Source organism: Paenarthrobacter sp. RAF54_2 (genome assembly GCF_052113945.1).
Lineage (GTDB): Bacteria > Actinomycetota > Actinomycetes > Actinomycetales > Micrococcaceae > Arthrobacter.
The window spans coordinates 12,251-36,884 of record NZ_JBFRDV010000032.1 but is presented as its reverse complement, the minus strand read 5'-3'; the positions used below and the strand labels follow the sequence as shown (position 1 = coordinate 36,884).

At 62.5% G+C, this 24,634-nt stretch carries 27 protein-coding genes and 1 tRNA gene; 14 read left to right on the top strand and 14 right to left on the bottom strand.

Features of this window, described 5'->3' with window-relative positions; all coding sequences use genetic code 11:
• Nucleotides 1-65: 65 nt before the first annotated feature.
• The 6 genes from dhaK (at nt 66) to AB4Y87_RS23295 (ending at nt 3,404) form a co-directional block, all read left to right on the top strand.
• On the top strand, nt 66-1,067 hold the full coding sequence (dhaK, locus tag AB4Y87_RS23320) for a dihydroxyacetone kinase subunit DhaK (protein ID WP_442006621.1): 1,002 nt from the start codon (nt 66-68) through the stop codon (nt 1,065-1,067).
• A gap of 2 nt (nt 1,068-1,069) precedes the next feature.
• A complete protein-coding gene (dhaL, locus tag AB4Y87_RS23315) occupies nt 1,070-1,732 on the top strand; it encodes a dihydroxyacetone kinase subunit DhaL (RefSeq protein WP_442006620.1) in 663 nt (220 codons plus the stop codon).
• Entirely contained in the window at nt 1,729-2,409 is a 681-nt protein-coding gene (gene dhaM, locus AB4Y87_RS23310; protein WP_442006619.1) for a dihydroxyacetone kinase phosphoryl donor subunit DhaM, read from the top strand. Before dhaL ends, dhaM begins: the two co-directional genes overlap by 4 nt.
• 99 nt (nt 2,410-2,508) lie before the next feature.
• Nucleotides 2,509-2,685, top strand: coding sequence for a CsbD family protein (locus AB4Y87_RS23305; RefSeq protein WP_442006618.1), 177 nt, complete (start codon nt 2,509-2,511; stop codon nt 2,683-2,685).
• 93 nt (nt 2,686-2,778) lie between these two features.
• Nucleotides 2,779-3,039 (top strand): DUF4235 domain-containing protein, encoded by a 261-nt coding sequence (locus tag AB4Y87_RS23300; RefSeq protein WP_223947533.1) that lies wholly within the window; start codon nt 2,779-2,781, stop codon nt 3,037-3,039.
• 5 nt (nt 3,040-3,044) lie between these two features.
• Complete coding sequence (locus AB4Y87_RS23295; protein ID WP_442006617.1) at nt 3,045-3,404, top strand: VOC family protein; 360 nt, start codon at nt 3,045-3,047, stop codon at nt 3,402-3,404.
• A 13-nt stretch (nt 3,405-3,417) separates the two neighbouring features.
• Here the strand turns inward: AB4Y87_RS23295 and AB4Y87_RS23290 are convergent, their stop codons facing one another.
• Nucleotides 3,418-3,930: a VOC family protein gene (locus tag AB4Y87_RS23290; RefSeq protein WP_442006616.1), complete on the bottom strand. Its 513-nt coding sequence runs from the start codon at nt 3,928-3,930 to the stop codon at nt 3,418-3,420.
• Nucleotides 3,931-4,001: 71 nt separating this feature from the next.
• Here AB4Y87_RS23290 and AB4Y87_RS23285 point away from each other — a divergent pair, with 71 nt between their 5' ends.
• Complete coding sequence (locus AB4Y87_RS23285; protein ID WP_442006615.1) at nt 4,002-4,808, top strand: helix-turn-helix domain-containing protein; 807 nt, start codon at nt 4,002-4,004, stop codon at nt 4,806-4,808.
• Here AB4Y87_RS23285 and AB4Y87_RS23280 read toward each other — a convergent pair.
• From AB4Y87_RS23280 to AB4Y87_RS23260, 5 genes are all read right to left on the bottom strand, one after another.
• Nucleotides 4,805-5,602, bottom strand: coding sequence for an SDR family NAD(P)-dependent oxidoreductase (locus AB4Y87_RS23280; protein ID WP_442006614.1), 798 nt, complete (start codon nt 5,600-5,602; stop codon nt 4,805-4,807). The genes AB4Y87_RS23285 and AB4Y87_RS23280 overlap by 4 nt on opposite strands.
• Before the next feature lie 85 nt (nt 5,603-5,687).
• On the bottom strand, nt 5,688-7,043 hold the full coding sequence (locus tag AB4Y87_RS23275; RefSeq protein ID WP_442006631.1) for a cation:dicarboxylate symporter family transporter: 1,356 nt from the start codon (nt 7,041-7,043) through the stop codon (nt 5,688-5,690).
• A gap of 167 nt (nt 7,044-7,210) precedes the next feature.
• Nucleotides 7,211-7,789 (bottom strand): hypothetical protein, encoded by a 579-nt coding sequence (locus tag AB4Y87_RS23270; protein ID WP_442006613.1) that lies wholly within the window; start codon nt 7,787-7,789, stop codon nt 7,211-7,213.
• 80 nt (nt 7,790-7,869) lie between these two features.
• The gene (locus AB4Y87_RS23265; RefSeq protein WP_442006612.1) at nt 7,870-8,352 is read right to left on the bottom strand and encodes a hypothetical protein; all 483 of its coding nucleotides are present in this window, start codon (nt 8,350-8,352) and stop codon (nt 7,870-7,872) included.
• A 113-nt stretch (nt 8,353-8,465) separates the two neighbouring features.
• On the bottom strand, nt 8,466-9,416 hold the full coding sequence (locus tag AB4Y87_RS23260) for an A/G-specific adenine glycosylase (RefSeq protein ID WP_442006611.1): 951 nt from the start codon (nt 9,414-9,416) through the stop codon (nt 8,466-8,468).
• Between the two features lie 179 nt (nt 9,417-9,595).
• Here AB4Y87_RS23260 and AB4Y87_RS23255 point away from each other — a divergent pair, with 179 nt between their 5' ends.
• Complete coding sequence (locus AB4Y87_RS23255; RefSeq protein WP_442006610.1) at nt 9,596-10,315, top strand: hypothetical protein; 720 nt, start codon at nt 9,596-9,598, stop codon at nt 10,313-10,315.
• A 48-nt stretch (nt 10,316-10,363) separates the two neighbouring features.
• On the opposite strand, the gene disA is transcribed toward AB4Y87_RS23255, so the two are convergent.
• From disA to AB4Y87_RS23235, 4 genes are all read right to left on the bottom strand, one after another.
• A complete protein-coding gene (disA, locus tag AB4Y87_RS23250) occupies nt 10,364-11,440 on the bottom strand; it encodes a DNA integrity scanning diadenylate cyclase DisA (RefSeq protein ID WP_442006609.1) in 1,077 nt (358 codons plus the stop codon).
• Between the two features lie 264 nt (nt 11,441-11,704).
• Nucleotides 11,705-12,328: a Pr6Pr family membrane protein gene (locus tag AB4Y87_RS23245; protein WP_442006608.1), complete on the bottom strand. Its 624-nt coding sequence runs from the start codon at nt 12,326-12,328 to the stop codon at nt 11,705-11,707.
• 66 nt (nt 12,329-12,394) lie between these two features.
• Nucleotides 12,395-13,768: a DNA repair protein RadA gene (gene radA, locus AB4Y87_RS23240; RefSeq protein ID WP_442006607.1), complete on the bottom strand. Its 1,374-nt coding sequence runs from the start codon at nt 13,766-13,768 to the stop codon at nt 12,395-12,397.
• Between the two features lie 104 nt (nt 13,769-13,872).
• Nucleotides 13,873-15,000, bottom strand: coding sequence for an FUSC family protein (locus AB4Y87_RS23235; protein ID WP_442006606.1), 1,128 nt, complete (start codon nt 14,998-15,000; stop codon nt 13,873-13,875).
• Nucleotides 15,001-15,246: 246 nt separating this feature from the next.
• On the opposite strand from AB4Y87_RS23235, the gene pstS reads away from it, so the two are divergent.
• From pstS to pstB, 4 genes are all read left to right on the top strand, one after another.
• Nucleotides 15,247-16,365, top strand: coding sequence for a phosphate ABC transporter substrate-binding protein PstS (pstS, locus tag AB4Y87_RS23230; protein ID WP_442006605.1), 1,119 nt, complete (start codon nt 15,247-15,249; stop codon nt 16,363-16,365).
• Nucleotides 16,366-16,499: 134 nt separating this feature from the next.
• A complete protein-coding gene (pstC, locus tag AB4Y87_RS23225; protein ID WP_442006604.1) occupies nt 16,500-17,432 on the top strand; it encodes a phosphate ABC transporter permease subunit PstC in 933 nt (310 codons plus the stop codon).
• Nucleotides 17,433-18,536, top strand: a complete 1,104-nt coding sequence (gene pstA / locus AB4Y87_RS23220) for a phosphate ABC transporter permease PstA (RefSeq protein WP_442006603.1) — start codon at nt 17,433-17,435, stop codon at nt 18,534-18,536.
• A 56-nt stretch (nt 18,537-18,592) separates the two neighbouring features.
• Entirely contained in the window at nt 18,593-19,372 is a 780-nt protein-coding gene (gene pstB / locus AB4Y87_RS23215; RefSeq protein WP_431117483.1) for a phosphate ABC transporter ATP-binding protein PstB, read from the top strand.
• Nucleotides 19,373-19,522: 150 nt separating this feature from the next.
• On the opposite strand, the gene AB4Y87_RS23210 is transcribed toward pstB, so the two are convergent.
• From AB4Y87_RS23210 to AB4Y87_RS23200, 3 genes are all read right to left on the bottom strand, one after another.
• On the bottom strand, nt 19,523-20,539 hold the full coding sequence (locus tag AB4Y87_RS23210; protein ID WP_442006602.1) for an anion permease: 1,017 nt from the start codon (nt 20,537-20,539) through the stop codon (nt 19,523-19,525).
• A gap of 1 nt (nt 20,540) precedes the next feature.
• On the bottom strand, nt 20,541-21,158 hold the full coding sequence (locus tag AB4Y87_RS23205; protein WP_442006601.1) for a DUF47 domain-containing protein: 618 nt from the start codon (nt 21,156-21,158) through the stop codon (nt 20,541-20,543).
• A gap of 333 nt (nt 21,159-21,491) precedes the next feature.
• A complete protein-coding gene (locus tag AB4Y87_RS23200) occupies nt 21,492-22,151 on the bottom strand; it encodes a hypothetical protein (protein WP_431117486.1) in 660 nt (219 codons plus the stop codon).
• Nucleotides 22,152-22,392: 241 nt separating this feature from the next.
• On the opposite strand from AB4Y87_RS23200, the gene AB4Y87_RS23195 reads away from it, so the two are divergent.
• Together AB4Y87_RS23195 and arfA are read left to right on the top strand one after the other, a co-directional pair.
• Nucleotides 22,393-22,465 (top strand) — tRNA-Lys (locus tag AB4Y87_RS23195).
• A gap of 235 nt (nt 22,466-22,700) precedes the next feature.
• Nucleotides 22,701-24,233, top strand: coding sequence for an arabinosylfuranosidase ArfA (arfA, locus tag AB4Y87_RS23190; RefSeq protein ID WP_442006600.1), 1,533 nt, complete (start codon nt 22,701-22,703; stop codon nt 24,231-24,233).
• Here arfA and AB4Y87_RS23185 read toward each other — a convergent pair.
• The gene (locus AB4Y87_RS23185; protein ID WP_442006599.1) at nt 24,230-24,619 is read right to left on the bottom strand and encodes a hypothetical protein; all 390 of its coding nucleotides are present in this window, start codon (nt 24,617-24,619) and stop codon (nt 24,230-24,232) included. The two genes, arfA and AB4Y87_RS23185, sit on opposite strands and share 4 nt — an antisense overlap.
• Between the last annotated feature and the right edge of the window lie 15 nt (nt 24,620-24,634).

The window sequence follows — 24,634 nt, the reverse complement described above, 5'->3', positions numbered from 1 at the left end:
TACCATGTGCCCGGGGCCCGGTAGTAGGGTCAGAGCACCAGCCACAGCACGCCCAGGAGCATCCAATGAAAAAGCTCATCAATGATCCCCGCGCAGTGGTGGACGAGTCCGTCGAAGGCTTCGGCATGGCCCATGCCGACATCGTGGACGTCCATCCCGACCCCAAATACGTCGTCCGGAAAGGTGCACCTGTTGCGGGCAAGGTTGCCCTGGTATCCGGCGGGGGTAGCGGCCACGAACCGCTGCACGCTGGTTTCGTAGGCCTCGGAATGCTCGACGCCGCTGTCCCCGGCGCCGTCTTCACCTCGCCCACGCCAGACCAGATCATACCGGCGACCGTCGCTGTCGACTCAGGTGCCGGCGTCGTGCATATCGTCAAGAACTACACAGGCGACGTCCTGAACTTTGAGACTGCGGCGGAGATGGCACAGGCCGAAGGCGTCCACGTACGTTCGGTGTTGGTCAACGACGACGTCGCCGTGGAGGACTCCTTGTACACGGCGGGCCGCCGTGGAGTGGGTGGGACGGTCCTCGTAGAGAAGATAGCGGGTGCTGCCGCCGAGCGTGGGGACGATCTTGAAGCCGTTGCCGCCATCGCGGAGCGGGTCGCTGCCAACGTTCGGACCATGGGGGTCGCCCTCTCCGGCTGCACAGTTCCGCACGCAGGTACGCCGAGCTTCGAGCTTGCCGAGGACGAAATCGAGATCGGCATCGGCATCCATGGCGAACCTGGACGGCACAGGATCGCCATGGAAAGCGCCGACGCGATCACCGACCGTCTATTGGAGCCCGTGCTTGAGGATCTCTCCCTCTCCTCCGGCGACAGGGTGCTGCTGTTCGTGAACGGCATGGGCGGCACGCCGCAGAGTGAGCTCTACATCGTCTATCGCCGGGCCGCCCAGGTACTCGCAGAGCGCGGCGCAACAGTGGAGCGCTCGCTGGTAGGGAATTACGTGACGTCCCTCGAAATGCAAGGTTGCTCGGTGTCCGTGCTACGCCTCGACGACGAATTGACGAGTTTGTGGGATGCCCCGGTTCATACGGCTGCCCTGCGTTGGGGAGCGTGAGCATGGGGCTGGGCGTTGAATGGGCACTGGACTGGCTGAAGCTCTCCGCGAAGGCCATGGCAGAACATCGAAGGGAACTGATCGAGCTGGACCGGCCAATTGGCGATTCGGACCACGGCGAGAACATGGACAGAGGATTCCAGGCGGTCCTGCAGAAGCTGGACGAGACGCCGCCGGAAACTGCGGGAGCTGCCCTTAAAGCGGCTGCGATGGCGCTGATGTCCAAGGTGGGCGGAGCTGCCGGGCCCCTTTACGGCACCGCATATCTTCGGGCGGCCACTTCCCTCGGTGATTCCACCGACATTGATGCAGAGGCGCTGGCTTCCGCGCTCGCCGCTGCCCGCGACGGCGTGGTGGCGCGCGGCAAAGCCGAGACCGGCGACAAGACCATGATCGACGCGTGGTCTCCGGCAGTTGAGGCAGCGCAGAACGCGGCGTCCGACGGCGGCGATGTGCTCGCCGTCCTGCAAGCTGCTGCCGAGGCGGCCGAAGTGGGGGCTGTGGCCACCGATCCGCTGGTGGCTCGGAAGGGCCGCGCGAGTTATCTCGGGGAGCGAAGCGCAGGGCATCGCGATCCAGGAGCGGCCTCCACGGCACTGCTCTTGCGCGCCGCGGCAGCAGCAGCGGCCGGCTCCGCAGGAAACACGGGAACCGACGCCGTATGACAGTTGGGATCGTGGTTGTCTCGCACAGCAGCAAGATCGCTGAAGGTGCAGTGGAACTCGCCGCACAGATGGCGCCCGACGTCGAACTCGTCGCCGCCGGGGGCACTGACGACGCACGGATTGGCACCAGCCTCGAGAAGGTGTTGGCCGCCGTCGAGCAGTCGCTGATTGATGCGGGAGGCGATGGCGTGGTGGTGCTGACGGATCTGGGCTCGGCAGTAATGACAGCTGAGTCTGCGATCGAATTCGCCAGTGATCCTGACGCCATACTGCTTGCCGATGCGCCTTTGGTTGAAGGGCTCGTGGCCGCGGCCGTTGCCGCCCAGGGCGGGGCTGGCGTCGAGGAGGTGCGTAAGGCTGCCGAAGCGGTTGGATTCCTGGCTTCGGCCCATACTCAGGCGCCAGTCGCTGCTGACGGGCCGGACGCTGCCGGCGATTTCGAGCTCATTAATCCCATGGGCATCCACGCGCGGCCTGCAGCCAAGATAGCCGGTGGACTCTCAGGCCTTGACGCTGAGGTGACAATCAACGACGTCGACGGGACGTCCATGATGGCGCTCATGACGCTCGCCGCCGGGCAGGGCGCAACCCTGCGCGTGGAGGCCCGTGGCAAGGACGCCGCAAGGGCCGTTCAATATGTCGGGCGGTTGGTGGGCGAGGGGTTCGGGGAGCTTTAAACAGGCGGCTTCGACAAGCAGCGCCACCCCAAATATTGCTAAGTACACTGATTAGTGATGTTGTAGAGGTACAGGTTCACTACAAGGAAGAGGTGCGACATGGGTGCTGACGACAAGATGGAGAACGCTGGCGAGAAGATCGCAGGCAAGGCTAAGGAAGCTGCCGGAAAGCTTACCGACAACGAGCGCCTTGAAGCCGAAGGCAAAGGCGAGCAGACAAAAGCCGACCTCAAGGGTGCTGGCGAAAAGGTAAAGGACGCTTTCAAGAACGACTAGGAATTCGGGCGGGGCCGTTGCGGTTGCAGCGGCCCCGCCTTCCTTTTGTGTTTGACAGGGCTTACCCCGCACGATCAGATGGAGGATTCTTTCGTGAATTTGCTGGTGAAATTGTTCGGCCTGGCAGTCAGCCTTGGAGCTGGCGTGCTGGCAAACAAGACGCTTGAAGGACTTTGGGAGAAAAAGACAGGAAAACCTGCCCCCAAGGACGGAACTGATCTGAACGATTCCTTGCCGGGAGTGCTCGTGTTCGCTGTGGTTTCTGCGGGTGTTGGCGCAGTGGTCCACGTTCTTACCCAAAGGGGCACTAAGAGTGCACTGGCCCGAATGAAGAAAACGGCAGACGAGGTTTAGCAAAAATGGCAATAGCCCGATACCCGAGTGTTGTTATTGATTGTCCGGATGCGCCCGCCCTTGCCGCCTTTTATGGCGAACTGCTGGGCTGGGACGTGAAGGGCGAAACCGATTGGTTCGAGATCCGCCCCGGCGATGGGAACAACTGCATTGCTTTCCAACAGGTCKAGTCGTATCACGCGCCTGAATGGCCGGGGCAAACAGTTCCTCAGCAAATGCACCTTGACCTGATGGTCGAGGACCTGGACAAGGGCGAGGAAGTGGCCCTTTCGCTGGGGGCACGCAAGGCTGAGCACCAGCCGGGGACCACCTTCAGGGTGTTCCTTGATCCGGCTGGCCACCCGTTCTGCCTGTGCCTTTCCTGATACGGCGCCTTTCTTAACCCTGATCTGCCGCCCACTCCTCAACGCGCCGGTTGCTTTCCTCTTCGGAGAGATCTTCCACGCGCGTCATGATGGACCAGCGGACGCCGAAGGGATCGCGGATGCTGGCGTATCGATCCCCTGAAACGAACGTGGTGAGTGGTTCACGGATGATGGCGCCCGCTTGTTCCGCTCGTTGGACAAGCGCGTCAGCGTCCGGGCAATAGAAGCCCAGGGAGTAGCAGTCGTCATCGCCGCCGGGCGCCGGGACCAGATGGTATTCCGGGTTGGGCTCGCCGAGCTGCAGGTGGCCGTTCCCGAGGTCGAGTTCGGCATGGACCACAACTCCGCCCATCTCGGTGGTGCCAACAACCCGTGCCCCGAAAACGTCCCGGTAGAACGCGATCGCATTTTTGGCATCGGGTATGGCGAGGAAGGGTGTCAGGCTGGTCAGGCCGTTGGGGACGCCGTGGGTGGTGTACTTGCCGTGGGCGGCCGTGGTTGACTCTGTGCTTGTACTATCTGTCATGTCCACGACGCTACGGGCAGGGCTGGCTGCGGCGCTTGGAAATTTGCGACAGACTTTGTGGGAGGTGGCACGTGGATAGTTCGTTCAAGGGCATTCTGTACCCGGCGCGGCTTCCCACGTTCAACCGTTTAGCGGCACCGGAGTCGGTCGCGCATCTTGTCCAATGGTTCTGGATTCCCGAATGGGACGTTGAGCCAGGCCGCACTTCCCGCCAGCACTTGATCGCCTACCCCGCGTCCAACCTCGTTGTGCAGTTGGATGACGTGGTCTTCGCGGGTCCCACAACCCGGGCCGCGTATCGCGACTTGAACGGCCGTGGCTGGGCAGTGGGAGCGCTGTTGCGCCCGGCGGCCGTCCCGGTGTTCACCGACGATCCGGGCAGCTTGCGCGATGCCGAGGTGGTGTTGCCTTTGGAGGACCTCCACGGTTCTGTCGCACGGGCCATGAATGCTGCTGCGCAGGCCATGCACGCGCCCGACGGCGGCTCCCGCCGTGAGCGGGCAGTGGACGCCTTTGCGTCGTGGCTGGATTCTTTGGACTACGTACCTTCCGAAGATGCCCTGCTGGCAAACCGGATGATGGACACTATTGCCTCCGATCCGGAGGTGGTCCGGATTGAGGACGTAGCGGCGCGCCTTGCTGTCTCGGGGCGGACGCTCCAGCGAATTGCGACGAAATACATAGGCCTCACCCCGTCAGTGCTGATCCGTCGCCGTCGCCTGCAGGACGCCGCCGAGAGGGCTCGTTTGGATCCCTCCTGTGATCTTGCGGACATCGCTGCCGAGCTAGGCTATGCAGATCACGCACACCTCACGAACGACTTCCAGAAGTACCTGGGGTTCACGCCGAGCACATACCGGCGTGCTGTTGGCAGTTAGCTGTCGGCCGATCCCGGCTCGCTTAAGTGCCGGTTGAACTGCGCTCCCGCGGCATCCGGCACGACGTTGCTGCCGAGCCCCATTATGCGGGATTTCAGGGAGCCGCCCAGCACATTTCCCTCGCCTTTCATCATTGCTTTGAAGCCCTGCTCGGCAACCTGCGCCGGATCGTCCTTCTCCGCCGTCCCTACCTTCGTGTCCATCAGCTTTGCCCGTTCAAAGAACGCCGTCTCCGTGGGGCCCGGGAGCAGGGTGGTGACAGTGACCCCTGCGTCCCGCAGTTCATTCCTCAGCGCTTGTCCAAAGGACTGCACGAACGCCTTTGATGCGCCGTAGACGGCCTGAAACGGTGCTGGCCCCCGGGCAATGACTGAGGAGGTGAACAGTATTCTTCCTTGACCGCGCCCCACCATGTCCGCCACCACCCATTTGGCGAGGGCGACTGTTGAGGTCACGCTCAGATCGATGATCCTGATTTCCTGGTCAAGGTCCGTCTCCGCAAAGGGCCCTCCTACGCCGATCCCCGCATTGAGGGCCACCGCGTCAAGTGGCCTTCCGAGGGCTGCAACTGCCGTGCGCAATTGCTCCACACCTTGCCTGTCGGCGAGATCGATTTGTTCCACTATTACGGCACCGCCGAGGTTTCCCAGGCGTTGGGCTGCTTCATGGATCCCGTCATTTTCCGCGACGATGATCGTGTCGAATCCATTGCTGAGGAACTGCCGCGCAAGCTCGTAGCCGATGCCGGTGGATGCACCTGTGACAAGGGCCAGCTGCCTCTCATTGGAGCTCATCGGTCATCTCGTTCCGGAGAAAGTCTATAACTGTCAGGCTACTTATTATTTTCGCATCCGGCGCCGACAGGGACAAAGCTGCTGACTACGCAGAAACGGGCACCGAAGGTTCCGTCGCCGCTTTGCTGGCTTCCGGCGTCGTGGGTTCCGGAGTGGTGGTTTCCAGCGTCGTGATTTCCCCGCGGAAGGCGGCCAGCATCGCCTCGCGATCAAATTGTCCCTCCCACTTTGACACCACAAACGTGGCAACGCAGTTGCCGAGCAGGTTGACCACGACGCGCATGGAATCCATCAACCTGTCGGCTCCGAGGAGCAGTGCCACGCCCGCCACGGGGAAGATTCCCAAAGCCCCGGCAGTAGCGGAAAGGGCCAGGAAGGCCGAGCCGGGAACACCCGCCATGCCCTTGGAGGTCAACATCAGAATTCCGAGGGCAGCCAGCTGTTGGCCCAAGTCGAGGTTGTGTCCGAATGCCTGGGCAAGGAACAGCAGCGAGATTGAAAGGTAGAGCGCGGCGCCGTCTAGGTTGAAAGAGTAGCCCGTAGGAACCACCAGCCCAGTGGTTGCGCGGGAACATCCAGCGTTGCTCAGCTTGGTCATGATTCGCGGCAGTACTGATTCCGTGGATGCCGTGCCCAGTGCCAGGAGGAACTCTTCGCGGGAGTACTTGATGAACTGCCACAGCGGGACGCGTGGGTAAACCCAGGCCACAATGAACAGCAAGCCGATAAAGACCAGTGCCGAGCCGTAGCATGCCGCCACCAGCAGGGCGTAGGTGCTCAACGAACTCAGCCCGTACTGGCCGATGATGAATGCCATTGCCCCGAAGGCGCCTACCGGGGCAACCCTCATCACCCAGGACATGATCTTGAAGAAGAGTTCCAGTGTGGTCTCCATGAGGTCGATGACGGGCTTGCACTTCTCCCGTCCCACCACCACGATGGCCGCCCCGAAGAAGACGGCGAAACAGAGGACCTGCAACAGCGTGTTGGATGCGAAGGCTCCAACCACGCTGGTGGGAATGATGCCCAGCAGGAACTGCCCTGCGTCCTTGGGCGGGGCCGTGGTGGTCTTGGCGTTGACGGCTTCCGCTGACAGGGAAGCGGGATCAATGTTCAACCCTGCTCCCGGCTGGACGATGTTGGCCACGAGCAGCCCGAATGCCAGCGCGAAAAGTGTGGCGGCGGTGAAGTAGATGAGGGCTTTGACTCCCACGCGGCCAACGGACTTCACGTCACCCACGGCCGAGATCCCAGTGACGATGACCAGAAATATCAGCGGCGCGATGATCATCTTGATGAGTTGAATAAAGCCGTCGCCAAGGGGGCGAAGCGCAGACCCGATACCGGGCCAGAAGTAGCCGATGGCGACCCCCAGCACCACGGCCACCAGGATCTGGAAGAACAGGGATTTATAGAGTGGCTTCTTGGCCGCTGGGCTCATGGCAACAGCGAGTGAGGGAGTCTTCAAGATGGCGCCTATCTGTGCGGGGCCATGAAGAGTCACGGCCGGGGTCACACATGACGCTATGAGGGGCGTGTTTCGGAAGTGCTAATTCCAATGCCAGATTGTGTTTAATATCGGAACTGAGTTTCCATGATGCGGAAACTCTAGTGAAGTTGAAGTGGCTGGCAGCCTTCCGCGAGCACCTCCGCTGGCTTTGGCGTCGGTTTATAGCGCGCATCAAGAAACAACCTGTAGGAAACGACGCCGGAACTCGCGGACCCGGGGGAGCAGCGGCATCGGTAAACGTGGGGCATCCAGGGGCTGGGCAGGAGCGCCCGAAGCCACGCGTCGCACTCGGCCAACGAAAGCGGGGCCTGTATTCCGCTGTCCTTGCGATGTGCAGCAATGGATACGGTGACACATGTTCCTTGTGGAGTTGGCCCAGCGGCGAACCATCCCCATTCCACGGTCTCCACGACGATCGTCACGTTGATGTTCTCGTCTTCGAATGATGAGGTGGGGCTCATTCGATAATGGCGTCGGCCGCTGTGGCGTGACCCGCGCTGTGAAGACCCGATTAGTGCCTCGCGAAGTTCGTTCAATTCGCTGCCATGTTTATTGCGGATCCCGGCGGTGAGGTCCACGGTTCCCGCAGTTGCGTTCGGCGCAGGGGCGTCGACGGCAGGACGGATGGATGCCGTAACCGAAAACGTGTCACGGATGGGCTGCTCGGACCGGTGCACAACACCCCCAGGATTCGACCATCAGGCAGGTCAGATGAGAATACCCGTCAAAAAATCAAATCGCTAGAGGAATCGTTCGGTTACCCCTGCCTCAGCCCCTTTCCGTCAAGCACCACATTGGCGGTGATGAAACGGCCGCACTGCTCACCAAACGGGTAGTCTGCCTTCGGCGTGAACGTCAGCGTCCGCACAGGCAATGCGGTTCCGGATGGAGAGATGCCGGATACGGTCGCATTAATCGGGCTCTCCGAGAGTGTGGGCAGTCCCAGGAAGCCCGTCATCGTGCCATCTGGCGAGGACGTCGCGGAGCACACGCCTTCCGGGGAGCAGCCTTGGTCCACGGCGATTGAGCCGGGATGCAAAACCACGTCCGCCTCGGTGCATGTCCCGTCCTGACACGCCTTCATCCGCAATGAAGCAACTGTGTCAACGTAGTCGGCAGCGACCGTGATCGATACGCCAGACGCCTGCGCGATCGCCGGGCAAGGTACCGGCTCAGCGAAGCAGCTGGGAAGAAGTGCCGAGGTACCCATCAGGGTGAAAGCCAGACCAATCTTGCCCATGCTTCAGAGTAGGACTGGAACCAGCAGGAGGCGCCGCAACGGAGGGAATCGGCACCCCATCGTTACGGCTCACCCTGGCCTGTTGCCGAACCGACACCGCGCGTGATCGCGGCTTAGGCCGGAAGCCGCAAACCGCCGTCGTGGATTTCCGCCAACCCATCACTGACCAGGCCGTCGAGGGCCCGTTCCAGTTGCTCGGGCGCTGAGTTGAGCCTGTGAAGTGCTGCCAGCGGAATCCCGACACCCGACGGCGCGAACCCGAGGTCCGCCGGCGCCTGTTCGAACATCTCGCGCGGAATCGGGATGGCAGCTTCGCGGAGGACGGCCATCACGGCTCCCCGGACTTGCCGGTCCGTGCCATGCCAGGATTGGCCCTTTGGCGTGTACGACGGCGGTGGCTCACCTGCCGCGAGCCAGGCGCAGCTTGAGCGCACGGGACACTCGGTGCACTTGGGACTCCGGGCCGTGCACACCACGGCACCCAGTTCCATGACGGAGGCGTTCCAGCGCACGGACAGCGGCCGTTCTTCGGGCAGCAGAGTGTCGGCCAAGCGCATCTCGGCCGCGGTGAGCGCCGGAGCGGGCAGGGCGTGCCCGGAGATGAGGCGCGCATGGACGCGACGGATGTTGGTGTCCACCACTGTTTCCCGGCGGCCAAAGGCAAAGGCGGCGACGGCGGCGGCCGTGTAATTGCCGACGCCCGGCAGGGTCAGGAGCCCGGGATAGGTATCCGGAACGTCTCCATTGTGCTCGTCGCGGATGGCGACGGCGGCTGCGTGTAGTCGCAGGGCCCTGCGGGGATAGCCGAGCCGGCCCCAGTGACGAACAGCCTCACCGGAGGGCTCATCGGCAAGGTGTGCGGGGGTTGGCCAGCGTTCCATCCAGTCCCGCCAAACGGGGAGAACGCGGACCACAGGGGTTTGTTGGAGCATGACTTCGCTGACCAGAATGCCCCAAGGGCTGCAATCAGGCTCGCGCCACGGAAGGTCCCTGGCGGTCTCGGCGAACCACTGGTCCAAGGACTGATGGAGTCCGGCGAGTTGGTCGGAACCGGGAAGTGCCATGCGTCAGATCTCCCGGACTGTTGAAGTTTAGGCTGGCGTCGGAGCGCCGGAATTCTGCCCTCTACTGTAGTGGAAACCAGGACGGCGACGCTTCTGCGGTGCACGTCACACAGGGCGGGTTTGGCGTCCGGCGGCGTGGTGGTGGCGTGCTGCGGAGTGGGCCCGCCTAGCCTAGAAACATGGCCAATCAGGGTAGGAACCAGTCTTCCGCGCGCACATCAGCGCCGGCGAAGGGTTCTGCCCGTAATTCAGGCGGTCCCGGCCGCCCTGGCTCCCCAGCGCAGAAGCGACGTCCGAGCGCCGCCGTTTACCGCCGTCGTCGGCAGTTTGTCTTCGGTGCGCTGCTGCTGGTCATCGCCCTCCTGGTGGCTGGAGCCATGGCAATCAGCGGTGCGCTTGCAAGTAAGTCCGGGCCGCAGGCGGTCAACATGGCGCAACCTTCGCAGGTGCCTACTCAAGGGAATGCGCCCACAGCAGGCACTGCCTCCCCGTCCGCAACGCCCACACCTGTATGCGATCTGAGCCTGGTAACAGTGGCTGCTGCTACGGACAAGCCAGCCTACGGGACTGAGGAAATGCCACTGCTCACCATGACCATTACCAACGGCGGGACGACACCGTGTGACGTCAACGTGGGCACATCGCAAATGGAGTACGTGGTGATGAGCGGCTCGGACCGGATCTTTTCCTCCAAGGATTGTCAGGCCGGAAGTGAAGACCTGGTCAAGACCATCCAGCCCGGCAAGAGCGAAACCGCCAATTTCCCCTGGCAACGCAACCGGACTCTTGAAGGCTGCGGCGCGATCAACGCAAAACCCGGCGCCGGGGGCGCCTACTACACGTTCGAGGCCCGCTTGGGGAACAAGTCCAGCACCAAGGCCGTCTTCCAGCTGAACTAACCTTCGGCGGACGGTGATTTGATAAGTGTCCGACGGCGGCACACGGCTTTAGAGGAACCTGTCCAGCAAGCTTGCTTCGGCCATGCGGCTCAAACCTTCACGGACCGTGCGTGCGCGCTGGTCGCCGATGCCATCCACAGTCATGAGGTCATCGATAGTGGCTGCCATGAGGTTCTGCAAACCGCCGAAGTAGTCCACCAGGCGATCGGCAACGGCCTTGGGAACGGACTTGAGGCCGGACAGGAGGCGGTAGCCGCGCGGCTGGACCACTGCGTCCAACTGTTCCACACCACCAGCGAAGCCGATGATGTGCGCGATGCGGCTGAGGTCGATCAATTCGGTGGGGCCGAGGTTGAGGAGCGCCTGGACGGCTTCATCGATGTCCTCCGGGGTGGCGTCCGGGTCCGAGTAGTCGCGGATGATGACGTCGCTGCCGGGGCCGCGGCCCATGGTCAGTTCCTCCACCTGCAGTGATAGCAAGCGGCCATCCTCGCCGAGCTCCAGGACGTATTGCGCAATCTCCTCGGAAATCCGCCTGACCATCTCCTGGCGCTGCAAGGTGACGGCCACATCCCTGACTGTGACCAACGCTTCGATCTCAAGGGCTGAAAGTGAGCTGGTGACCTGGTCCAGCCTGGCGCTGTAACGCTCCAGCGTTGCGAGCGCCTGATTGGCCCGGGCGAGGACCTTCTCCGAACCCTCCAGGACGTGGCGCAGGCCGTTCACGTATAGCGCGATGATCTGCATCGACTGGCTGACAGAGATGACGGGAACGCCCGTCTGGATGGCGACCCGCTCCGCGGTGCGGTGCCGGGTTCCCGACTCCTGCGTTTCAATGCTGGAATCCGGAACGAGCTGCACTGCGGCACGGACTATGTTGCTGGCGTCCTTGTCGCAGATGATGGCGCCGTCCATCTTGGCCAGTTCACGCAGGCGCGTGGGCGAGAAGTCGATTCCGATATCGAATCCGCCCGAACAGATGGAGTCGATGGTGCGGTCATAGCCCAGCACAATCAAGGCGCCGGTGCGTCCACGGAGGATGCGCTCCAAGCCGTCCCGCAAGGGAGTTCCGGGTGCGACTCTGGCCAGAGTCGCCTTGAGCGACTCTTCCGGGCTCCGGGCCATAGGGTTTCCCTTCGAAGGTGCAAGCCATGGCTCACAGACAAGCTGAATCCGACATCCGCGGGCGCTTCGAAAAATGCCCTGATGACGACTAGCACCATGATATGGCTTCCGGGCACCGTTAACCGCACCAGCAAGCCCCAAAGTGGGTCATTTCGTTATGTGCGGAGACGGCCGGAAGGTGCCTTTTCGGGCGTTCTTGGCAACGCCTGTTTGGGGCTTTTGCGTGGTTGACATGGGCCGATATAACAAATTGGTGTAGATATTCTAGTAATCCACCTGCCGCTTCAACTTATTACCCAGCCACAGCATCGCCAGGCTCACCAAAAGGAAGCCAGCGGAAATCGCCAGGGCAAAGACAACAACGCCACCCCAGCCGCCTGCCCGGGTGGGGTCGATGAACCAGTAGGGGTACCAGTTCACCAAGGCACCCCGGATCAGGCTGTAGACGAGGTAACCGATGGGATAAAGCAGCCAGTACCAAATGTGGCGGGTCGTCAGCGTTGCCCGTGGCGGCTGGAAGAGCCAATCCACCACCATGACCACAGGGATCAGGTAGTGGACCACAAAGTTGACCCACGGAAGAAGTGAGCCCAGGTCCTCGCCGGCAAGCAAAGCTCCGAATACCAGTCCAACCACGGCCATGGCGATGGTCGCCGTGCCGCGAGTGGCGTCGTCGATCTCGCTGGGTTGTTTGCGGATGAGGACCCTGTAGCCGCTGATGAGCAGCACCAGGGCCGCGAAGATGTTGGAAAGGTTGGTGAAGTAGCTGAAGAAGTTCCAGACGTCATAGCCCATGCCCAAATGAACCGTCAGCTGCGTTCCCACCGCCACCAAGGTCAAAAGGCCAAAGAAAAAGCGTCCCCCAATAAGCACAGTTCTTTTGGTCATGGCCCAATCCTTGCCGAAACGCAGCCCGGCGATGCCCCGACACCCCGCGAGGACGGCCTTTGTGCGCTACGTGATCAGCAGCTCCAACGCCTCGGCCAGATGCCCCACTTCCCGCACAGAGAAGCCCTCCGGGATAACGCCGGCACCCGCCGGGCTGGCAGGAACAATGGCGTGCGTGAAACCGAGGCGGTGTGCCTCCTGGATGCGTTGGTTGATTCCGGGCACAGGCCGGACCTCGCCTGCCAGCCCAACTTCACCGAAGGCAATGAGCCGTTGGGGGAGTGCCTTGCGGGATTTGGCTGACGCGACGGCCAACGCCACGGCGAGGTCGGTGGCCGGTTCCGTCAGCTTTACACCGCCAACAGTGGCCACGTAGGAGTCGTCCTTGTGCAGCATGCATCCGGCGCGCTGCTGAAGCACAGCGAGCAACATGGCAACTCTGGAGCTCTCCAGCCCGCTGGTAGCCCGCCGGGGTTGGGCATTGGCACTCTCGGCGAGCAGCGACTGGACCTCCGCGAGCAACGGGCGGCGGCCCTCCATGGTCACCGTGATGCAGGTGCCTGAGACAGGTTCACGGGTCCGCGAAACGAACAGCCCGCTGGGATCGGCCAACCCTTCGATGCCGGCCTCATTGAGATCAAAGCATCCGACGTCGTCGGTAGCCCCGTAGCGGTTTTTCACAGCCCGGAGCAGCCTTAGCCGAGAATGGCGCTCGCCTTCGAACTGGCACACGACGTCCACCAGGTGTTCCAGCAAGCGCGGTCCTGCAATCGTTCCTTCTTTGGTTACGTGGCCCACCAGCAACGTGGTCATGTTCCGCCGTTTGGCCGCGGAGATGATTGATGCAGCTACTTCCCGCACCTGGGAGACTCCACCCGCGCTGCCCTCGACGTCGGCACTGCTGAGCGTCTGCACAGAGTCCACGATCAGCAGCTTCGGCTCAAGCTTCTCCACCTGGCCCAGCGCCTGTCCAAGATCGGTCTCGGCGGACAGATACAACGTATGCGCGACAGCATCGATCCGCTCCGCGCGCAGCTTCACCTGGGCTGCGGATTCCTCGCCCGTGATGTACAGGACGTCCTGCCCGGTGCGGGCAAATTTCGCGGCAACGTCCAGCAGCAATGTGGACTTCCCGACGCCGGGTTCCCCCGCCAACAAGATGACGGCACCGGGGACGAGCCCCCCACCAAGGACGCGGTCCAGCTCGTCCACACCCGTGGGCAAGAACGCCGCCGTTGTCCCATCCACCTCAGCGATACGGCGGGCGGGCTCCAAAACGGTAGTGGCCGCCGTCGTACGCGCAACCGTGGCGCCGTACTCTTCAACGGTTCCCCACGCCTGGCACTCACCGCAGCGGCCCACCCACTTGATGGCCGTCCAGCCGCATTCGGCGCATTTGTAAGCGGGTGTCTTGGATGCGCGCGAGGTCTTGGAAGCCATGGGTTCAAGGGTAGTCGCGGGGACTGACAGTGTTAGCCGCCGAGGTGGCATTTAATGACAGTGTCAGGCCGTGGGATTGGCATTAAATGCCATCTCGGCGAGAGTCAAAGAGCCGGCAGCACGTCCCGGGCCTCGTCGGATTCCAGTCCGCTCGCCTCCAAAAGGTCCACCATGAGCGGCCGGAACAGCATCACCACGGTTTCGCCCTCAAGTTTCTGAACGTCCAGCATCTTGGGGTGCAGGCGCGAGGCGATGTCGGTCAGCTCGTTGCGGGCGTGCCGTATATGGACGCGGCGGGTTCCCTCGCTCTGCTCCGCCAAGCCAATGGTCAGTTCATCGATCGCGGCCGCAGTTTCCTGCAGGACCTCGGAGATGCTTTCAATTGCTTCGTCGGATAACGCGGCATGGTTGATGGCGCTTGTGAGCCTGCGGGCAAAAACGCGGCTGTTACGGAGTGCAAGGTCGATGTACTCCAGCGAATGCTCCAAACTGGCAAGCTCGTCGCGGTGCCTGCGATGGGCCGGAGCCAGAGTCGCGACCTCGCCCGAGGCCCGCAGCGTCTGCCGCATCCGATCCACCAATGGCTGGCAGTTACGGCCGCGAATAAGTGCGTGCCAGGCGATGGTGGAGTCGCTTTCGACCATGGCCTTGGCACACTCGCGCAGCACCTCGGCGAGTTCGTGAAGGATCTTCTGGACATCCTTCCGCGGCTCCCGGCGCGGATCCTTCGGCACCAAAATAGTCACCAGCAGGGCGAACACGCCACCCACAACTGCATCCAGGCTCCGCGTGAACGGCCCGCCGGCCGGCGCTGGCAGCAGCACCACCAGCAGCGACTGGAGCCCCAGTTGGGTGGTGAAAATGGTCCCGCTGTCCAGGAACCTTGCCAGGAGGATAGAGAAAAGAAGCACGACGGCGGCCTGCAGGATCCCAGCACCCAGCCAGTGGAGCAGGAGGTCACCCACGACGATGCCGAGGGTGCAGCCCAGACCAACCTCAATGACACGACGCAAGCGGGGATCACGGGAGAAGCCGAGCGCTATCAACGAAGAAGTGGCCGCGAACAATGGCCCTTGGTGGCCAAGGATGTATTCCGCGAAAGCATAGGCGCCCACGGCACACACGGTCATCTGAATGGCCGGCGTCAGGGAGTTCCGGCTACGGACCAAGCCCGTCCGGACTCTGGCACGCAGGAACCTCTTGCTTGCAGAAAATCCCTTCGCGGCAGCCATGTCCTCCAGTCTATTTGCCGAACCCCGGCATCCATGACGAGTAGGACGCCGGGCACGGTCCCACTCAAGGTGGCGCGCGCCACATAACCCAATGGTCCGCCGTCGTTCACTTTGCGTTCACCTTCCACGTCAGATCCCGTTACCTGCGCTCCATACCTTCAGTAAAGGAACAAAAGGTCCTCAGCTCGCGCACGCCGAAATCTCCGTCGGCCCGCATCGAAGAATCCCTGGAAGGGGCACATCCAAGTGAAGGCAACTCACTTCGGCCGCAACGCGGCAATCGCGGTCATCGCAGCCGGCGCACTCGCGCTCACTGCTTGCGGTTCAGACAACGCAACGAACACCCCGGCCAGCACTCAGTCGGCAGCCGGCATGAAGGTGACCGGCACCCTCACCGGCGTTGGCTCATCTGCGCAGGGCGCAGCAATGGACGCCTGGAAGTCTGGCTTCGCCGCCGCAAACCAGGGCGCAACCGTGCAGTACTCCCCGGACGGTTCCGGAGCAGGCCGCAAGGCCATCATCGACGGCTCGGCACAGTTCGCCGGCTCGGACGCCTACCTGAAGGACGAGGAGCTCGCGAGCTCCAAGGCCAAGTGCGGCCCCGAAGGCGCCATCAACATCCCGGTGTACACCTCCCCGATCGCCGTCGCCTTCAACGTCCCCGGCGTCATGGACCTGAAGCTCGACGCCGCTACGGTCGCCAAAATCTTCCGCGGCGAAATCGCCAACTGGAATGACCCCGCAATCGCGGCCCTGAACGCCGGCGTTACCCTGCCGGACCTCAAGGTCACCCCCGTGAACCGCTCTGACGATTCCGGAACCACCACCAACTTCACCGACTACCTCGCAGCTGCTGCACCCGAGGTCTGGACGGACAAGGCTGCAGGCATCTGGCCGGCAACCCTGAAGGGCGAGAACGCCAAGGGCACCTCCGGCGTCGTCAAGACCGTTACGGACACCCCGGGCGCCGTGACCTACGCCGATGACTCCGCTGTCTCCGGCAAGCTGGGCACCGCCTCCATCAAGGTCGGCGAGGAATTCGTCAAGATCTCCGCTGACGCCGCTTCCAAGGCTGTCGAAGCAGGCAAGCCCGTTGAAGGCCGCGCCACCAATGACGTCGCCATCAAGCTGGACCGCAAGACCACTGTCTCCGGCGCCTACCCGGTGGTGCTCGTTTCGTACCACGTCGTTTGCACCACGTACGAGACCAAGGCAGTTGCTGACCTGGTCAAGGCCTTCGAAAGCTACGTAGTTTCCGACGAAGGTCAGAAGACGGCCGCTGACGCTGCCAAGTCCGCACCGCTTTCCAAGTCGCTGCAGGACAAGGCCAAGGCCGCCATCGAAACCATCAAGGCCAAGGCCTAAGTTTCCGGCGGGTTTGACCGAACCCGGCTAAACACTGAAGTTCCCTGTCCCGCGCGGAGTGGCTGAAGCCGTTCGCGCGGGATTGGGAACTTAGCCATGTAAGACCAGTTCACTCCAGACTGAAGGATCGTGAAGTGACCACCAACTCCCTGACAACCTCCCAAGGCGCAGGACGCGCCGGGGACAAGGTTTTCTCCGGGGCCGCCATGGCCGCAGGGTGCCTGATTCTCGCGGTTCTCTTCGGAGTCGCCCTGTTCCTTGTGGTGCAGGCAATTCCTGCGCTTGTCGCACCGCCCGCTGACATCCAGGGCGGCAACGGCTTCTTCGCCTACATCGGCCCGATCGTGGTGGGTACGCTCATCGCCGCCGTGATCGCGCTCGTCATCGCAACCCCCGTGGCAATCGGGGTAGCCCTGTTCATCTCGCACTACGCCCCGCGCCGGTTGGCTTCGGGGCTTGGCTACGTTGTGGACCTGCTGGCCGCCATCCCCTCCGTTGTCTACGGTGCCTGGGGCGCGGCGTTCCTGGCCAAGGAAATCTCCCCCGCCTACGACTGGCTCGCCAACAACCTCGGCTGGATCCCGATCTTCCWGGGACCGGCATCCGCCACAGGCAAGACCATTCTGACCGCCGGCATCGTCCTGTCCGTCATGGTCCTGCCCATCATCACCTCCCTGTCCCGCGAAATCTTCCTGCAGACCCCCAAGCTGCACGAGGAAGCAGCGCTCGCATTGGGAGCTACCCGCTGGGAAATGATCCGCATGGCCGTACTTCCCTTTGGTCGTCCGGGCATCGTGAGCGCAATCATGCTTGGCCTGGGCCGTGCCCTCGGCGAGACCATGGCGGTTGCACTGGTGCTGTCCTCTGGAGTCTTGACTGCGAGCCTTATCCAGTCCGGCAACCAGACCATCGCCGCCGAAATCGCGCTGAACTTCCCCGAAGCCAGCGGGCTCAAGGTCAATACGTTGATCGCCGCAGGCCTGGTGCTGTTCGTCATCACCCTTGGCGTGAACATGATTGCCCGCTGGATCATCACCAAGCACAAAGAATTCTCGGGAGCCAACTAAATGACCGCCACCGTAGTCCGTAAGCGCTCGGCGCTCACCAAGGGCCAACTGCCCAAGTTCGCTCCTTACATCGTCCTGGCCGTCGCCCTGATCGTGGGCGCAGCCATTCTGGCCCTCATCGGTTTCAACGCCTTCGGCTGGGGCCTGGTCTCCGCGATCCTGTTCACCATTGGCCTGGTCACCTGGAGCGCCGCCGTTGAAGGTGCCCGCAAGGCCAAGGACAAGCTGGCAACGTGCTTGATTGTCGGGGCCTTCCTGATTGCCCTCCTGCCACTGATTTCCGTCATCTGGACCGTGCTGGTGAACGGCATTCCCGGCCTGGTAACCCCCGGATTCCTTGGCACGTCCATGAACGGCGTCACCGGTGCCTTCGACAACAAGGCAGCGGAGGAAGGCGGCAAGGTTCTCGGCGGCATTTACCACGCGCTGTTGGGCACTCTCCAGATCACGCTCCTGGCCACAGTCATCTCTGTGCCAGTGGGTCTGCTCACCGCAATCTACTTGGTGGAATACGGCAACGACCGTCCCTTGGCCCGTGCCATCACGTTCTTCGTGGATGTCATGACTGGCATTCCCTCCATCGTGGCCGGCCTCTTCGCGGCAGCGTTCTTCTTCGCGGTTGTTGGCCCGGGCACCAAGACTGGTGCGGTAGCCGCCGTCGCGCTTTCCGTTCTGATGATCCCTGTAGTGGTCCGCTCCAGCGAGGAAATGCTGAAGATCGTCCCGAACGAACTCCGCGAGGCGTCGTACGCGCTAGGAGTGCGTAAATGGCGCACCATCACCAAAGTGGTCATCCCGACGGCGATCTCCGGCATCGCGTCCGGCGTCACCTTGGCGATCGCCCGGGTTATCGGCGAGACCGCTCCAATTCTGGTCACCGCAGGCTTCGCGACCACCATCAACAACAACGTGTTTGGCGGTTGGATGGCCTCRCTGCCCACGTTCATCTACACCCAGATCCTGAACCCAACGTCGCCGTCCAACCCCGGTCCCTCAGACCAGCGGGCATGGGGCGCCGCGTTGGTGCTGATCATCCTGGTGATGCTCCTGAACCTCGGAGCCCGCCTCATTGCCCGCCTGTTCGCACCGAAGACGGGTCGGTAGCCTCTTCTTAGGCGCCGCTTCAAACTTCCAGAAACCCCCAAGGAATAAGGAACACCATGTCCAAGCGCATCGACGTCAAAGACTTGAATGTCTACTACGGCAGCTTCCTGGCTGTTGAGGACGTCAACATCAACATTGAAGCTAAGTCCGTCACGGCCTTCATTGGCCCGTCGGGCTGTGGCAAGTCCACCTTCCTCCGCACACTGAACCGCATGCACGAGGTCCTTCCCGGCGCACGGGTCGAGGGCGAGGTCCTGCTGGACGGCGACAACCTGTACGACCCCGGCGTTGACCCCGTTACCGTTCGAACTCAGGTTGGCATGGTCTTCCAGCGCCCCAACCCGTTCCCCACGATGTCAATCCGGGACAACGTACTGGCTGGCGTGAAGCTGAACAACAAGAAGATCTCCAAGGGTGAAGCCGATGCCCTCGTGGAGAAGTCCTTGGTTGGTGCCAACCTCTGGAACGAGGTCAAGGACCGCCTGGACAAGCCCGGTTCCGGCCTTTCCGGCGGCCAGCAGCAGCGCCTCTGCATCGCACGCGCAATTGCGGTTGAACCCCAGGTGATCCTCATGGATGAGCCCTGCTCCGCCTTGGACCCCATCTCCACGCTGGCCGTCGAGGACCTCATCAATGAGCTCAAGGACCAGTACACCGTGGTGATCGTGACCCACAACATGCAGCAGGCCGCCCGTGTGTCGGACAAGACCGCGTTCTTCAACATCGCCGGCACCGGCAAGCCTGGCAAGCTCATCGAGTTCGCGGACACCACCAGCATCTTCAACAACCCCGCCCAGAAGGCCACGGAAGACTACGTCTCCGGCCGCTTCGGATAAGGGGTCTTGCAGGCTCCGGCTTTCTTGGGGGAGCCGGCAATGAACGACGGCGGCCGTCGCCTTGGGGGTACGGCCGCCGTCGCTTTTTTGTACCCAAGTAGGTCGCTGGGATTGAGCCCGCCCCGGGAAGGTGAGCCCCGGCGTCGGGCGTTAAGTTTTGGCCAGGGGCGAGAACGCCAACTCAAGGACGAAAGCCATGGCGGCTGTGACGAGCGGCGTGGCCACCCAGAACAGGAGAATCCTGCGCACAAGCCGCCTGTTGGTGGTGGCGAAGCGTTGGTGGGTGCCCGCACCCAGCACGGACGCGGTCAGCGTGTGCGTTGTGGACAGCGGCAGCTGCAGGCCGATGGCGCCAATGAAGAGCATCACGGACGTCACCGTTTGCGCCACGAACCCTCGAAGAGGGTCTACGCGGATCAACTTGTGGCCAAGAGTGTGTGAGATCCTCCAGCCACCAAACATGGTGCCCGCTGTCAGCATGATCGCCGTCAGAAGGAGGATCCAGAGCGGCAACTCGCCCCCACTGGACAATCCCGCCGCCACCAGCGCCAGCAGGAGAACGGCCGCGGTGCGCTGCCCATCCTGGAGTCCATGGCCAAACGCCACAGCAGCAGCAGAGACAGCTTGCGCCCGGCGGAAACGCCTGTTGATGACATTCGGCTGCGCATAGCGCGCTGCCCAAGTCACTGGCCACACGAGCAGATATGCCGCCACGAAAGCGATCAAAGGGGAGAGAACCAAAGGCAAAGCGACTTGAGTCAGGAGGACGTTGTCCACGCCGTTGATGGAGTTCCCGCCCACCAGCCCGCTCGCAGCCCCCGCGCCTATCAGCCCGCCCACAAGTGAGTGGGTGGAGGACAAAGGGATGCCCCGCCACCACGCGTACACGCCCCAGATGATGGAGGCGGCGAGGGCAGACGTCAGCATCGACAGCCCGCCAATGCCGTTGGGCAGGGAGATCCAGGACTGGGTAAATGCGAGCACAAAGCTGCCGCTGAGCATAGCGCCGATGAAGTTGAAAACAGCTGCCAGAAGTACTGCCACGGACGGCGTGAGGGCGCGTGTCCTCGTGGATAGCGCTACGGCATTCGAGACGTCACGGAAGCCGTTGAGGAACGCGAACCCTGAAGCCAAACCCACCACGAGGATCAGGAATGCAACGATCACGTCATGATTCCTTGACGATGATGCTGCCTACCTGCGTGGCGATCTTCCGCATATCCTTGGTGACTTCCACCAACTGGTTGGCGATGTCCCTGTGCCGCGCATACTGCGTGGATTTCATATCCTTCAGCATCTCGGCCACCCAGGTGCGGTGAGTTCGCTCGGCACGTTTCGCCAGCCTGAGGATCTCAATCCAGTAGTCCTCAAGTTCGTCCAGGTCCTCGAGCTTGCGCATGGCGTCAACTGTCAGCTCGGCTTGGCGGCTGATGATCTCCAGTTGGTCGGCCGCACGCTTGGGCAGCCGCTCCAGTTTGTAGAGGGCAACCAACTCGCCTGCGGCGTCGAGCTTCTCCATGGCCTCGTTGAGGTGGCGGGACAGGGCGTACATGTCCTCGCGGGGGAGCGGGTTCACGAAGCTGGTGCGCATGTGCGTCAGGAGCGCAAAGTGCAGGTCCAGGGATTTCGACTCGTGTTCGTGAAGTTCCTCAGTCAGGCGTTCGTGCTGACTGGCCTGCGCACCAAGGATCTCGGACAGCGTTCCGGTGGCGGCCACAATGACGCCGGCCATCTGCGCGAGCAGTACGAGCCCGGCAGGTTCCTGGGGGAAAAGGCGCAGCTTCATTTCGCTTCCGGGCTGGGGACGGATGGGCTGCGGGTAGCTTGACTTGACGCTTCCCGCTTCGGCCCCAACTTTACCGGTACGACGACGGCCATCGCTAAGTCTGAGGGGTGTGGTCGCGGCTACCTTCAGGCGTGGCTAGTCCGGATCTCGGTCCGGGCATAAAAATGGTGCCGAACCGGATACGCCTCTCGGCGGTAGGCCGCTCGAAGCGGCTATAAGTTGAAGCCCGGGGGTTTCGCGGTTCGGCACCAGTTTCAGTGTTCTACGTCGGTGGGGCTAAGTCAACATTGACAGGCTGGGCCCGACGTGGGTAAATTCGGGGGTTTTTGGCCCTTAATCCAGCTCTCCCAATCGCCATGCGTTGGCGGCGTGTTCGAGGTCCTCGGCAGTCTTTACCAGCTGGTGCGAGTTGCGTGTGAGCTTGCTTGCATGGCTTTCGTTGCTGTGCTCCGCCCCGTCCGCCAGGGTCGCCTGGCCGAGCGCCACAACGCGGCAGAATGCAGCAGAACGTTCCAGTGCGACGTCGAAATCGCCGTCGAACGCGCCGGACAAAATGGCGTCCGCCATAGTCTTCATTTCATCTGCTCCGGGTGGTTCCGCAGCCCCGGCAACCACATTGGATACCTGCGCAGTGTCGCGGCCTGCCCTGAAGTACACCGAGATGCGCTCGGGGTTCTGGATGGTGGCGGCGCGGAGGGCGTAGAGCCGCCATAGTGCGCCTGGCAGGGAACGGGCGGGGCTCTCGGCCCACATCTCGGCGATGGCTTCGAGACCTTGCTCATCGGCCAGCTTTACCAAGCGGCGCGTGACCTTGGGGTCGTCGCTGTCACGGCCACGTTTTACGAGCGCCTGCGCCGCCAAGTGGGCAGCCTCGGAGACGCGGGCGGGATCTGCCCCGCCGGCGAACGGTTCGAAATCGATGGGCGCGAAGGGCTTGGGCTTGTGGTGCCTGTTCGCTCCGCCGTACGCACGTGGTCCTGGCTGTTCGCTCATGAGTTCACCGTACTCCTGTGCCCTGATGGGGTCGAGTAACGGTTTCTTGGGGGGTGTTCTCTTGCTGGGCGGGTGCCTTCCCCACCTACTTTGCCGCCGCGAGTGGGCCGACACGCCGCTGCCGCCGCGCGCCGTCGTCGGCTGTTCGCTCAAAATGGGTCACGACGCCGCGTGGCAGGGCCCGTTCCTCGACAGGCTTGACGTTGAGGTACAGTATTCATGGCTGTTTCAACAGCTGGAGGGGCCTTTAGCTCAGTTGGTAGAGCATCGGACTTTTAATCCGTGGGTCGTGGGTTCGATCCCCACAGGGCCCACCCTTTCTGCAGGCCGGAGACGTTGAGTCTCCGGCCTGTTTTTGTTGCTTGGTACGGTCCGCGCTGCCCGGACCCCCGCCAACGGACAAATCACCGCCGCGCGCAGGGGTGAATTGTCCGTTGAACGAGGTTCCCCGGAAAAAACTTCTTGACTCGCACCCCTTTGGCACGCCAGCATGGTTTCTATAACGTTGTAAATTGACTCGTAAACCAGCAAGCAGACAAGGACGCCCCCTTGGGAACTCAGAACCCGGAAACCCCCACCGCCAAAATCACCATTGATCCCGCATTTATCGTGGGTCCCGTCAGGCGGAAGACCTTCGGGGCCTTCGTCGAACACCTGGGCCGATGCGTCTACACGGGCATCTTCGAGCCCGAACACCCGAAGGCGGACGAGGACGGCTTCCGTACCGATGTCCTGGAACTGACGAAGGAGTTGGGCGTCTCCACGGTCCGCTATCCAGGCGGTAACTTCGTCTCCGGCTACCGGTGGGAGGACGGAGTTGGCCCAGTGGATCAGCGCCCAACGAGGCTTGACCTTGCCTGGCACTCAAGCGACCCCAACCTGGTGGGCGTGGACGAGTTTGCCAAGTGGTCCGAGAAAGCCGGTGTTGAGCCCATGATGGCGGTCAACCTGGGCACCCGCGGGACGCAGGAAGCGCTGGACATCCTGGAATACTGCAGCATCAAGGGCGGCACGGCCCTGTCCGAACAGCGCAAGGCGAATGGCGCCGTCGAGCCCCACAATATCACTATGTGGTGCCTCGGGAACGAGATGGATGGCTTCTGGCAGATCGGCCACAAGAAGGCCGGCGAGTATGCCCGCCTCGCCGCCGAAACCGCCCGCGCCATGCGCATGGTCAACCCGGACCTGGAGCTGGTGGCCTGTGGAAGTTCGAGTCCCACTATGCCCACGTTCGGGGAATGGGAGCGCATTGTCCTCACCGAGACATACGAGCTTGTAGACCTGATTTCCGCGCACCAGTACTTCGAGGACTTCGGGGACCTGCAGGAGCACTTGTCTGCCGGGCACCGGATGGAGGCGTTCATCAAGGACCTCGTCTCCCACATCGATCACGTGAAGTCTGCAACCAAGTCGGCAAAGCAGGTCAACATTTCCTTCGATGAATGGAATGTGTGGCACGGTTCCCGCGACGAGTCCAAGGCTCCCACGGGCGACGATTGGCCTGTTGCGCCGGTTCTGCTCGAGGATCGCTACACGGTGGCGGACGCCGTGGTGGTGGGTGACCTGCTCATCGCGCTGCTTCGCAACACGGATCGCGTCCACTCCGCGAGCCTCGCGCAGCTGGTCAACGTCATTGCGCCGATCATGACCGAGCCGGGCGGCCGCTCTTGGAAGCAGACCACGTTCCACCCGTTCGCGCTCACCTCCCAGCATGCCTCGGGTACGGTGCTGAATCTTGCTGTCGAGTCGCCGAAGCTGGACAGCGAAAAGACGGCCGGTTTCAGCTCGCTCTCAGCCGTGGCTACCTATGACGCAGAAGCCAAGGAGGTTGTGGTTTTCGCCGTGAACCGTTCGGCGACGGACGCACTCACGCTCGACGCCGCCGTCGGGGGTTTGGGGGCCGCCAGCGTCATCGAGGCCGTCACTTACACGAACAAGGATCCGTACTGGCAGGCGACCGCGGATGATTCGACGTCCGTCCTGCCTTCAGAGAACGTCAGTGTAACGCTCGACGGCGGCCGGCTCACCGCCGCGCTTCCGGCCGTGAGCTGGAGCATGATCCGGTTGTCGCTGGAATCCTAGGCGATCGCCTGCGAGCCGTCCTGGAAGATCGGATACAACGAAATCGGTGTAACCGTCGCTTCTGACGGAGCGCCCTGGGCCGGCTCCGGCGCCTGCGTTACGGGCGTCGGAGCCGGTTCCTCGGCAGCGACGATTTCCATGGATTCCATGTCCAGCAGTCGTCGGCTCCCGGTTTCTGCATCCTGGAGCCAGAACAGATCGGTACCTGCGACTGTCTTGAGCACCGTGCCCCGGTGGTAAAGGCGGCCGTTGTGCCAGGCCTCTATGTATTCGCCAGGGCTGAGAGGGTGCGGCTCCTCCTTGCTGCCCGGCAAGGTGCCAAAGGCCTGAGCCAAGCTTGCCTGCGTCTTCAACGCCTGGAAAAGATCCCTGTTTGTAGTGCTCATGTTTGCTCCCCCTCA